The sequence below is a fragment of the Bradyrhizobium sp. PRIMUS42 genome (genome assembly GCF_023006515.1).
Lineage (GTDB): Bacteria > Pseudomonadota > Alphaproteobacteria > Rhizobiales > Xanthobacteraceae > Bradyrhizobium.
In genome coordinates this window covers 1-11,712 of sequence record NZ_JALBGZ010000123.1, presented here as the reverse complement: position 1 = coordinate 11,712, position 11,712 = coordinate 1, and the positions used below count along the sequence as shown (strand labels likewise).

General features: G+C 65.1%; 11 protein-coding genes. 6 read left to right on the top strand and 5 right to left on the bottom strand.

The window, feature by feature from the left end:
* From MOV75_RS12625 to MOV75_RS12615, 3 genes are all read left to right on the top strand, one after another.
* A partial coding sequence (locus tag MOV75_RS12625) for a hypothetical protein (RefSeq protein WP_247005846.1) occupies positions 1-211 on the top strand: 211 nt, incomplete at its 5' end.
* Between the two features lie 53 nt (positions 212-264).
* On the top strand, positions 265-936 hold the full coding sequence (gene pdeM, locus MOV75_RS12620) for a ligase-associated DNA damage response endonuclease PdeM (protein ID WP_246931084.1): 672 nt from the start codon (positions 265-267) through the stop codon (positions 934-936).
* Positions 937-1,237: 301 nt separating this feature from the next.
* On the top strand, positions 1,238-1,669 hold the full coding sequence (locus tag MOV75_RS12615; protein ID WP_247005844.1) for a hypothetical protein: 432 nt from the start codon (positions 1,238-1,240) through the stop codon (positions 1,667-1,669).
* 62 nt (positions 1,670-1,731) lie between these two features.
* On the opposite strand, the gene MOV75_RS12610 is transcribed toward MOV75_RS12615, so the two are convergent.
* Positions 1,732-2,511 (bottom strand): DUF2865 domain-containing protein, encoded by a 780-nt coding sequence (locus tag MOV75_RS12610; RefSeq protein ID WP_246931082.1) that lies wholly within the window; start codon positions 2,509-2,511, stop codon positions 1,732-1,734.
* A 264-nt stretch (positions 2,512-2,775) separates the two neighbouring features.
* Entirely contained in the window at positions 2,776-3,339 is a 564-nt protein-coding gene (pyrE, locus tag MOV75_RS12605) for an orotate phosphoribosyltransferase (protein WP_212277777.1), read from the bottom strand.
* 185 nt (positions 3,340-3,524) lie between these two features.
* On the opposite strand from pyrE, the gene MOV75_RS12600 reads away from it, so the two are divergent.
* Positions 3,525-4,151 (top strand): glutathione S-transferase family protein, encoded by a 627-nt coding sequence (locus MOV75_RS12600; protein WP_246931081.1) that lies wholly within the window; start codon positions 3,525-3,527, stop codon positions 4,149-4,151.
* 169 nt (positions 4,152-4,320) lie between these two features.
* On the opposite strand, the gene MOV75_RS12595 is transcribed toward MOV75_RS12600, so the two are convergent.
* The 3 genes from MOV75_RS12595 to MOV75_RS12585 form a co-directional block, all read right to left on the bottom strand.
* Positions 4,321-4,956: a LysE family translocator gene (locus MOV75_RS12595; protein ID WP_246929142.1), complete on the bottom strand. Its 636-nt coding sequence runs from the start codon at positions 4,954-4,956 to the stop codon at positions 4,321-4,323.
* A gap of 190 nt (positions 4,957-5,146) precedes the next feature.
* Positions 5,147-8,215 (bottom strand): DNA polymerase I, encoded by a 3,069-nt coding sequence (gene polA, locus MOV75_RS12590; protein WP_247005842.1) that lies wholly within the window; start codon positions 8,213-8,215, stop codon positions 5,147-5,149.
* 196 nt (positions 8,216-8,411) lie between these two features.
* Positions 8,412-9,479 (bottom strand): acyltransferase family protein, encoded by a 1,068-nt coding sequence (locus MOV75_RS12585; protein WP_247005839.1) that lies wholly within the window; start codon positions 9,477-9,479, stop codon positions 8,412-8,414.
* A gap of 194 nt (positions 9,480-9,673) precedes the next feature.
* Between MOV75_RS12585 and MOV75_RS12580 the strand changes: the two genes are divergently transcribed.
* Both MOV75_RS12580 and MOV75_RS12575 read left to right on the top strand, forming a co-directional pair.
* Positions 9,674-10,990 carry a UDP-glucose/GDP-mannose dehydrogenase family protein gene (locus MOV75_RS12580; RefSeq protein WP_247005837.1) on the top strand — a complete coding sequence of 439 codons (1,317 nt, stop codon included), beginning with the start codon at positions 9,674-9,676 and terminating at the stop codon, positions 10,988-10,990.
* Between the two features lie 124 nt (positions 10,991-11,114).
* Positions 11,115-11,712, top strand: a 598-nt coding sequence (locus MOV75_RS12575; protein ID WP_247005835.1) for a DEAD/DEAH box helicase, incomplete at its 3' end; no start/stop codon positions are given.

The following is an 11,712-nucleotide window of genomic DNA, read 5'->3' as shown; positions in this document are numbered from 1 at the left end:
CGACGCCGCCACCGGCCTGCTCGACCTGCGCCGGCTCGGCGACATGCTCGCCCGTATCCACGGCCGCATCACGCACCGGGAACTCGATCGCATCTCTCCGCTCGCGGTGCCCGTGATGCTGGAAATCGGCCGCGAGTCAGTTTATGGCGAAGCTGCAGACGAGCTCCTGGCGGAAGCCGCCGATGAGCTCGTCAAAGAGGCGATGGGATAAGAGCAGGTTCGGACGTGACGATTGGCGCGCAGGTTTCAGGAGATGTCGACGACATGCGCGTGTCCAGAGTCACCATCAGCGATGTGACCTTTGCCGCCGATCTCTCCGGCGCGCTGTTCTGGGAAGAGCAGCGCCTGCTGGTCGTCTCCGACCTGCATCTGGAAAAAGGGTCCAGCTTCGCCATGCGCGGCGTGCTGCTGCCGCCTTACGACACCATCGCGACGCTCGGCCGTCTCGCTGCTGTCATCTCCCGCCATGATCCACGCGTCGTCATCGCGCTCGGCGACAGCTTTCACGATCGCAGGGCGCATGAGCGGTTGTCGCCGGACGACCGCGATGCCGTCGCCGCGCTTCAGACCGGCCGCGACTGGATCTGGATCTCCGGCAATCACGATCCCATGCTGCCGCGCGATCTCGGCGGCACCGTCGCCGAAGAAGTCGCGATCGGCCCGATCACCTTCCGTCATGAGCCCACGGGTGCGCGCGGCGAGATCGCTGGGCATCTTCATCCCAAGGCGCGCGTCTCCACACGCGGCCGCTCGATGGAGCGCCGCTGCTTCGTCTCCGACGGGATGCGCGCGGTGATGCCGGCGTTCGGCGCCTATGCCGGCGGCCTCAGCATCCGCGACGTGGCATTCGCAAAGATCTTTCCGACCAATGGTTTTGTCGCCCATCTGCTGGGCGACCGCCGCGTTCACGCCATTGCGGCCTCGCGCTGCTATTGAGACCGGCCGAAATTAGGACAGCCCTACGTTCGGTAGTTTTCCGGAATCGCCCAAGCCCCGTTGCCGGTTCTAACGTCAGGCTTGCCGGGGCTGGAATTTCGGATCCCGAACAAGATTGTAACCGGCAAGGGGCCGCTGCGAGGCGGCCCCTTTCGATTCCGGCGATCCAAAGCGGGCTTAGGAGGATCGTTACCGAATTCGGAACAAATTAAGAACACTTTAGCAAGTCTTTGATATATCATTGTGATTCGGCGCGTTGCCGACACAATATCTAGCGTCTGTCAGACTTTGCGAGGACTACATGTCCACCATCGCCTTCGATCAATTTGCCCTCACCCGGATCGCCGATTTCGCGCGCTCGCTGTCGCGGCTGCATCAGGCCGCGCGGCGCCAGAGGATCGACGACGACCAGTTCGACCGCGAATTCAACGCGGTGTGCCAGTCGATCTGGGGCTACACCATCGACGACGTCAGCGACGAGCTGTTCTCGACCGAGGATCATCTGTTTCTCGACACGCTGGACGAAGCGCATGCGCGCATCTTCGCGGCCGAGCGGGGCTACGACCTCGTTGGTGATCAGGGCATGCTGACGGATTGGTGGGGCTTCTGCTGGATGATCCTGGCCGAGAAGCGCGGCCTCCTGACGCCGGACAACCGCGCCGCCGCGCGCGCGGCGATCGAGGAGAAATATCTGGCGGCGCCGAACGTGATCGGGGTGATCATCGGACGCTAGTCTCGTGCCCCGGACGCAGCGCAGCGCTACGCGCTGCACCGCGTCCGGGACACGAGAGCGAACTAATCCAATCCCGCGCGCTTCGCCGATTTCTGCGCCGCCGCCTTCGGCACCGTCACGTCAGGCAGCGTCTCACGGACGATCTCCGCAGCCGGCGCATCTGCCGACACCGTCTCTGCCCGCACCGGCGCCACCTTCATCTCGCCGAGCCTCGCGCGGACCTGGGCGGTGAGGCCGGGATAGGAGGCAACCGGGGTGAAGTCCGCCGCCTGGTCGTTGCCGACGCGGATGCCGGTATAGGCGACGAGCCCATCGGTGGTGGCGATCACGTCGCCGGCTTTCAGCGAGGAGTCCAGCGCGAGATCGACCGGGGCAAGGCCGACCGGCTCGCGGCCGTTGCAGGTGCAGTCGGCGCGCAGCGCCTTGCGGTAGGCGAACGCGTTCTCGCTGTCCGCGTAGCGCTCGCCGGTCTGCGAAGCGGCACCGTCGATCGAGGAGCCGAAATAGACCTTGGTCGCGGCGGCGGGACAGAACGCCTGACACATCTGTGCCGGCGAGGCGAGGCCGCGCATCAACGGAAAATATTTTCCGTCGCAGCTGCGCACGCAGAAGGCCGGGCCCGAACCGCCTGCCGCGGCTGACCGCGTCGGCGGCACGTATTGCGGGGTTGCGGCATTTTGCTGGCCGGTGAAGGGATCGGCGTAGGAGCTCGCCTGTTGCGGCACCTCGCGCTGCGGCCGCTGCTGTTGCATGCCGCCAAAGAAAAAGTCGAACAGGCCTTCGGCCGAAACCGGGGCGGGAGCCGCAAGCAGCGGTGCTCCAAGGGTGGCGGCTACGAGCATCGCGCGACGCCGCCGGCGCGCATGGGACAGGACTGTACGCAACGCTCACTCCACCCGACGCTACTGAACCGGCTGGGACCCAGGGGGTCTCAGCACATGATTCACCATAAGGCGGGATGGTAAATGAGCGGTTGAGGAGTGGTTCGGAACGAAGCGGGCTTTCGTCATGGCCGGGCTTGTCCCCGCCATTCACGATCTTCGTGCGGCAAAGACGTGGATGCCCGGGTCAAGCCCGGGCATGACGGCGGAGAGCGTTTCGCCGCATCACGCCTTCAAGAACTCCGACGCCTTGTACAGCGAGCGGAACGGCAGGCCGGCCGCACCGAACGTATCGGTGGCGCCTTCCTCGCGGTCGACCATGGTCAGCACCAGCACCACTTCGGCGCCGGTCTCGCGCACCGATTCCACCGCCTTCATCGCGGAGCCGCCGGTGGTGGTGACGTCCTCGACGATCACGACGCGCTTGCCCTCCAGCGTCTCGCCTTTCGGCAGGCCTTCGATCGCGAGCTTGGCGCCGTGCTCCTTCGGCTTCTTGCGCACGAAGAAGGCTGCGATCGGATGGCCCTTGATCCAGGAGATCTGCGCCAGCGCGCCGGCGAGCGGCACCGCGCCCATCTCGAGGCCGCCGATGAAATCGAGATTGTCGTCCTTCAGCGCCTCATAGGTCAGCTCGGCGAGCAGGGTCGCCCCCTCGGGGTCGAGCATGGTCGGCTTGAGGTTGAAGTAGAAATCGCTCTTGCGGCCCGACGCGAGCGTCACCTCGCCGCGGCCGAAGGAGCGCCGGCGGATGATTTCGAACAGGCGGGCGCGGGAGGCAGATTTCGACACGGCGGTCCCTCGAACAGCATTTTAGAGGAGGCGGAATTTATCCGCGACGGCCGCGACATTCCAGAGGGGGCGTCCCTCGTCAACAGGGATCGGCCATCCCGGACCGCCGGTTGTGGGGACGCGACCTTCTGAAGTAGTTGAGAGCCCAAGTCGGGGCACGACGCCTCCTCGGGAAGGACATGGGAATGACCATCGAGCTGCACACCTGGAACACGCCGAACGGCCGCAAGATCTCGGTCGCGCTGGAGGAGATGGGGCTCTCCTACAAGGTGGTCCCGGTGAACATCGCCAAGGGCGAGCAGATGGCGCCGGGGTTCCTCAAGCTCTCCCCGAACAACAAGATCCCCGCGATCGTCGACCCCGAGGGGCCGGACGGCAAGCCCGTCAGCATCTTCGAATCGGGCGCGATCCTGCTCTATCTCGGTGAAAAGACCGGCAAATTCCTGCCGAAATCCCTCAGCGCCCGTATCCCCGTCTACGAATGGCTGATGTGGCAGATGGGCGGCTTCGGCCCGATGCCCGGCCAGGTGCACCATTTCATCGCGCTCGAGAACGAGCAGGACCGTGCCTACGGCCTGAAGCGCTACATGGCGGAGACGCGCCGGCTCTACGGCGTGCTCGACCGCCGCCTGGAGGGGCGCGACTTCGTCGCCGGCGACCTCTCGATTGCCGATTTTGCGATCCTGGGCTGGGCCTGGCGCCATCCTCGCCACAAGGTTGAGCTGGCCGACTTCCCCAACGTCAAGCGCTGGTATGAGGCCCTGATGGCCCGTCCGGCCGTGAAGCGGGGCATGGACGCGAAGCTGGATTAGCCTGCCGGCGCCTCGTGCCCCGGACGCGACGCAGCGCGTAAGCGGTGCGGCGCAGAGCCGGGGCCCATGCCTCGGCGATCTCGTTGTTGGCCTGCTGGGTCCCGGCTCTGCGCAGCAGCGCAAGAGCGCTGCAGCGCGTCCGGGACACGAGCGCGGCTTGTGGCGTCAGCTACACCTTCTTCGCTTCGACCGCCATCCGCACCGCGAGACCCGCCAGCACCGTGCCCATCAGCCAGCGCTGCACCAGCATCCAGCTCGGCCGGTTCGCCAGGAACAGCGCGATCGATCCGGCCGCGAGCGCGATCATCGCATTCACGCTGACGCTGATCGCGATCTGGATCGCCCCGAGCACCACCGATTGCGCCAGCACGCTGCCGGCGGCGGGATCGATGAACTGCGGCAACAGCGCCAGATAGAGCATCGCGATCTTCGGGTTGAGCAGGTTGGTGACGAAGCCCATCGCGAACAATTTGCGCGGGCTGTCGATGGCGAGCTGTTTCACCTGGAATGGCGAGCGCCCGCCCGGTTTCACCGCCTGCCACGCAAGCCACAACAGATAACCCGCACCGGCGAAGCGCAGCGCGTCATAGGCAAAGGGAACGGCGAGCAAGAGCGCCGTGATGCCGAACGCCGCACACAGCATGTAGAACACGAAGCCGAGTGCCACGCCACCGAGCGAGACGATGCCGGCCGCAGGCCCCTGCGTGATCGAGCGCGAGATCAGGTAGATCATGTTCGGCCCGGGCGTGAGCACGAGGCCGAGGCAGACGAGGGCGAAGCCGAGCAGGGCGGAGGTGTGGGGCATGGGTGAACCGGTGCGGGGACGGCACCGGTTCTAATATGCGCGGCGAAGCGGGGCCACCACGCAATTGCTCGGAGGACAATTGAGGTCCCCGCATATCACCCAGCGTCGTCCCCGCGAAAGCGCGCCTTCGGGGGGACGACACCGAGTGTGTGGCGGCGGCGAACGCAAGCAGGGAGGGGTGAAGAGAGCGCTAATGCGCCTCGTCCCAGTTGTTCGCCGCGCGCGCGTCGACATGGAGCGGCACCGAGAGCAGCACGGCCGGGAACGGCGCGTCCTGCATGACGTGCTGCACGACGGGGAGCGTCGCCTCGACCTCGGCGTCCGGCACCTCGAAGATCAATTCGTCATGGACCTGCAGCAGCATTTGCGCCGACAACTTCTTTGCGGCGAGGGCATCCTCGACCCGCGTCATGGCGCGGCGGATGATGTCGGCCGCGGTGCCCTGGAGCCGCGCGTTGATCGCGGCGCGCTCGTTGAAGGCGCGCACCGAGGCGTTGGACGCCTTGATGTCGGGATAGTGCATCTTCCGGCCGAACAGCGTGGTGACGTAGCCGTGGCTCCGGCAGAAATCGCGTGTCTCGTCCATGTAGGCGCGGATGCCGGGGAAGCGCTCGAAATATTTCTTGATATAGGCCGAGGCCTCCTCGCGCGCGATGCCGAGCTGGTTGGCGAGGCCGAACGCCGAGATGCCGTAGATGATGCCGAAATTGATCGCCTTGGCGCGGCGGCGGATTTCGCTCGGCATGCCCTTGATCGGCACGCCGAACATTTCCGACGCGGTCATGGCGTGAATGTCGAGCCCGTCGCGGAACGCCTGCTTCAGCACGGGAATGTCGGCGATCTCCGCGAGCAGCCGCAGCTCGATCTGCGAATAGTCGGCCGACACCAGCTTGTGCCCTGATGTCGCAATGAAGGCACGGCGGATCTTGCGGCCGTCCTCCGTGCGCACCGGGATGTTCTGGAGATTCGGCTCGTTCGACGACAGCCGGCCCGTCGTGGTTGCTGCCAGCGCGTAGGTCGTGTGCACGCGATGGGTCTGCGGATTGACATAGGTCGGCAGCGCGTCGGTGTAGGTCGATTTCAGTTTCGAGACCTGGCGCCACTCCAGGATCTTTCGCGGGAAGTCGTGGCCCTGCTCGGCGAGCTCGTCCAGCACCTGGGCGGTGGTCGACCATGCGCCGGTTTTCGTCTTGGTCCCGCCTGACAATCCCATCTTGCCGAACAGGATGTCGCCGATCTGCTTGGGACTGCCGACATTGACCGGCTCGCCCGCGATCTCCTGGATCTCGGCTTCGACGCGCGCCGCCGTCTGGGCAAAGTCGCCGGAAAGACGCGACAGCACCTGGCGGTCGATCGAGATGCCGCGCCGCTCCATGCGCGCCAGCACCGACACGAGCGGCCGCTCCAGCGTCTCGTAGACCGCGGTCATGTGCTCGGCAACGAGGCGCGGCTTCAGCACATGCCAGACACGCAAGGCGACGTCGGCACCTTCGGCCGACAGCGCCGCAGCCTTGTCGATCGGTACCTGGTCGAAGGTGATCTTGCCCTTGCCGCTGCCGAGCAGCTCGTTTTCCTTGAGCATGGCATGACCGAACCAGCGCTCCGACAGCGAGTCCAGCGCATGCGAGCCGCGTCCTGCATCGAGCACGTAGGAGATCAGGAGCGCATCGTCGGTGTTGCGCAAGGTGATGCTGTGCTGCGCCAGCATCACGGCGGTGAATTTGACGTCGAAGCCGATCTTGAGGATGCCTGATGATTCCAGCACCGGCCGCAACGCCTCGATCGCATCCGCATGCTTGACCTGGTCGGACGCAAGCCCGGCGTCGAACAAGCCGGCGCCGCCGCCGGACTGCTTGTGCGCCAGCGGCACGTAGCAGGCATCGTTCGGCGCCAGCGCCAGCGCGATGCCGCAGAGATCGGCCTGCATCGGATCGATGGAGTTTGCCTTGATCTCGATCGCGACATGGCCGGCATCGTGGATGCGCGCGACGAATGCGTTGAGCTCCTTGAGCGTCTTGATCGTCTGATACTTGCTCCGATCGACCGGGAGCTTGCGCATGGCGTTTTCGCGCGCCGCAGCCAGCGAGATCGGCGCGCCCTTCAGGCTGGCGCCCTTGTCGCCCTTGTCGCCGCCCGTTGCGCTCGCGGCAGGGGTGGCGAAGAGATCGCCGGAAGCCTCGGACGTTCTTGCTTTCGCTGCGCCGTCGCCGGCCCTGGCGCCGCTGCTGTTGCTCGCATCGGCATCGACATTGGCGGGATCGATCTGCGAATAGTCGGCGACGCGGCGCGTCAAGGTGGTGAATTCCATCGCCTTCAGGAAGGCAATCAGCTTGCGCGCATCGGGCTCGTGGACGGCGAGGTCGTCGAGCGGCACGTCCAGCTTGACCTTGTCGTCGAGCAGCACGAGTTTTCGCGAGATCCGCGCCTTCTCCGCGTTCTCGAGCAGCGCCTCGCGGCGCTTCGGCTGCTTGATCTCGCCGGCACGGAACAGCAATTGGTCAAGGTCGCCATATTCGGTGATCAGCTGCGCCGCGGTCTTGATGCCGATGCCGGGCACGCCGGGCACGTTGTCGGTGGAATCGCCGGCCAGCGCCTGCACCTCGACCACCTTGTTCGGCGGCACGCCGAACTTCTCGATCACCTCGGGGATGCCGATGCGGCGGTCCTTCATGGTGTCGTACATGGTGACGCAATCGGTCACGAGCTGCATCAGGTCCTTGTCGGAGGACACGATCGTCGCGCTCGCGCCGCGCTCGCACGCCTCGCGCACATAGGTCGCGATGAGATCGTCGGCCTCGAAGCCACCTTGTTCCAGGCAGGGCAGGTCGAAGGCGCGCACCGCTTCGCGGATCAGCGCGAATTGCGGGATCAGATCGTCGGGTGCCGGCGGCCGGTGCGCCTTGTATTCGGGATAGATCGCGTTGCGGAAGGTGACCTCCGACTTGTCGAACACGATCGCGAGGTGCGTCGGACGGTTGTCGGCCGGCATGTCGCGCAGGAGTTTCCACAGCATGTTGCAGAAGCCGAGCACGGCGTTGACCTGCAGTCCGTCGGACTTGCGGTTTAGCGGTGGCAGCGCGTGGTAGGCGCGGAAGATATAGGAGGAACCGTCGACCAGGAACACGTGGTCGCCCTTGCCGGCGGCCTTGGCTGCTACAGGTTTGGCAGCAGCTGTCGCGGCGGCGGGCTCGGCGTCGGCGGCTTTTGGCGCAGCCTTGGTGTCAGCTTTGGCGGAGGTCTTCGGGGAGGTTTTGGGCATGGCCGCAATGTATGAATTTTTGCGGGCTTTGACAGCCTTAGAAGGGGGATTTTTGGCTCGGCGACGCCACTATCCCCCACTGTCATTCCCCGCGAAAGCGGGGAATCCAGTACGCCGCAGCTTATCGGTCAATCACGATTGTCTCTGGAATACTGGGTCGCCCCGGTCAAGCCGGGCGACGACACGGAGGGTGCGGCTACTCCGCCGCCTGCAACCGCACGCCCGCCTTCTTCGGCGCAATCCAGAACGCATTGGGCCGTTCGAACAGGAAGCGGGCATTGAACAGCAAGGCGGCCCGCCAGATCGCGAGCGCACCGATTACTCCGGCTATGGTGACGATCAGCGATACCGTGCCGATATCGGGGATGATGCCGGTGCGCAGCAGCAGCGTCCGGGTCGCCGCCATCGGCAGGAAGAAGGCGAGATAGATCACGATCGAATGCTCGCCGCAGAAGCGCATGAAATTCATCCATTGGGCGCGTGCGAGCAGCGTGCCCATCGTGATGATCGCGCAGGCGCCGGCAAAACCGAGCACGAGCGAGACGATCTTCCATTCGCTGGCCCCCAGCACGACGAGGCCGGCATTGACCAACGCCCAGGTCGCGAGCGCTGCGAGCGCAAGCGCCGGATGCTTCCGCGCGCGGTCCGACAGCGCGAACACGTAAGGCGCGAACAGATAGCCCGAATAAAAATAGACGAAGCGCGAGCAGAACTCGTCGATGACGGTCCATCCCGTCGCGATGCGTGCCGTCTCCAGCGCGGCGGCAATGACCCAGATCGCGAGCGACGGAATCTTGCGTGTCAGTTTTGTGACGACGAAGAAGATCGGCAAGAGATAGATGAACCACAGCGTGCCGAACGGCTCGATGAAGGATTCGAGATACAACAGGCCAACGTGGTGCCAGCTCGTCTCCGCCGCGAAAGCGGGCGCCTTGAAGCCGAACTGGATTGTCACCCAGACGACATAGAAATAGACGAAATGCACCACCTTGCGGTCGAGATAGGTTCGCCAGTCCCGGTCGATCACCAGCGCCAGGAACAGGCCCGAGATCAGGAAGAAATCCGGCATCCGGAACGGCTTTGCGAAGGCGACGGCGACATGCATGAAACCGGTCTCGCCGGCGGCGAGCTCGACCCCCAGCACCGAATGCATCATCACGACCATGATGATGCAAATGCCCTTGGCGTAGTCGACCCAGTCGACACGCGCGGCAGAAAGGGCTCTGGTGCCTCCGCTCCCTGCGATTGTGCCTGCTGGTGCCATGGTGTCCCTTTTCGAGGCGCCTTTCGCCCATCCTGTTCGGGCGTGGGGCAGTGTGGGGCCCCAGCGGTTTCCGACTTCTTTACCGGTTCAATTCCCATGCCGCTTTTTTGCATGCGGACTGTTCCCTCCCCTCGGGAAAATGCTAAACCGCCCCGCGTCGGGGTTTCGTTAACCATTCTGAAACAGGGATTTTCATGCGCATCGCGATGATCGGCACGGGCTATGTGGGATTGGTGTCCGGAGCCTGCTTTGCTGATTTCGGTCACGACGTCACCTGCGTCGACAAGGACGAGAAGAAGATCGCCAGCCTTCATCGCGGCGAGATCCCGATCTACGAGCCCGGGCTCGACGCGCTGGTTGCGACCAACGTCAAAGCCAAGCGGCTCGACTTCACCACCGACCTGAAGAAGCCGGTTGCGGATGCCGATGCCGTCTTCATCGCGGTCGGCACGCCCTCGCGCCGCGGCGACGGCCACGCCGATCTGTCCTACGTCTACGCCGCCGCGCGCGAGATCGCGCAGTCGCTGACCGGCTTCACCATCGTGGTGACGAAGTCGACCGTGCCTGTGGGCACCGGCGACGAGGTCGAGCGCATCATCCGCGAGACCAATCCCAACGCCGACGTCGTGGTCGCCTCGAACCCCGAGTTCCTGCGCGAGGGCGCCGCAATCCGTGACTTCAAGTTTCCCGATCGCGTCGTGGTCGGCACCTCCGACGAGCGCGGCCGCAAGGTGATGGGCGACATCTACCGGCCGCTGTCGCTGAACCAGGCGCCGCTGATGTTCACGGAACGCCGCACCGCCGAGATGATCAAATACGCCGCAAACGCGTTCCTCGCGACCAAGATCACCTTCATCAACGAGATCGCCGATCTCTCCGAAAAGGCCGGCGCCAACGTGCAGGAAGTCGCCCGCGGCATTGGCCTGGACAACCGCATCGGCACCAAGTTCCTGCATGCAGGTCCCGGCTTCGGCGGCTCGTGCTTCCCGAAGGACACCAAGGCGCTGATCAAGATCGCGCAGGATTACGATGTCTCCTTGCGCATCGTCGAATCCGTGTTGGCCGTGAACGAGAACCGCAAGCGCGCGATGGCGCGCAAGGTGAGCCAGGCGCTCGGCGGCTCGCTGCGCGGCAAGACCATCGCCGTGCTCGGCCTCACCTTCAAGCCCGACACTGACGACATGCGCGATGCGCCGTCGATCCCGCTGGTCACAGGCCTGATCGACATGGGCGCGACGGTCAAGGCGTTCGATCCTGTCGGCATGGAGCAGGCCAAGGGCGAGCTGCCTGACATCACCTATTGCGAGGACGCCTATTCCTGCGCGCAAGGCGCCGATGCGCTCGTCATCGTCACCGAATGGGTCCAGTTCCGCGCGCTCGATCTCGACCGGCTGAAGACCGTCATGGCGCAGCCCGTCGTCGTCGACTTGCGCAACATCTACCGCCCTGAAGACATGGAAGCGGCTGGCTTCACCTATGACAGCGTCGGCCGCCCGCCGGTGCAGGGCTGATAGTCCTCGATAGCGAATGATTCCGTCATGGCCGGGCTTGTCCCGGCCATCCACGTCTTGTTCACTCGGGGGTTAAAGAACGCGGATGCCCGGCACAAGGCCGGGCATGACGAGTGGATAGACCTTGCCCCGCAGCTTCGACACGCCCCTGCCGATCGACGCCGTGCTCGACGACCTCTCGCGCACGCTGGAGGCGCATAACGCTGCCGTTCTGGTGGCGCCACCGGGCGCCGGCAAGACCACGCGCGTGCCGCTGGCTTTGCTCGATGCGCCCTGGGCCAGGGGCAAGAAGATCATCGTGCTGGAGCCGCGCCGCATCGCCGCGCGCGCCAGCGCCGATCGTATGGCCAAATCATTGGGCGAGCGCGCTGGGGAGACCGTCGGCTATCGCGTCCGGTTCGGCTCGAAGATCTCGCGCGCCACGCGCATCGAAGTGGTGACCGAGGGCATCTTCACCCGTCAGATCCTCGACGATCCCGAACTGTCAGGCGTCGCCGCCATCCTGTTCGACGAATTCCACGAGCGTTCGCTCGATGCCGACATGGGTCTCGCGCTGGCCCGTGATGCGCAAACCGGCCTGCGCGAGGATCTGCGCATCCTCGTGATGTCGGCAACGCTCGACGGCGCGCGCGTGGCAAAGCTGCTCGGCGAAGCCCCCGTCGTTGAAAGCGAGGGCCGCGCCTTCCCCGTCGACACGCGCTATCTCGGCCGCAAGGCGGACG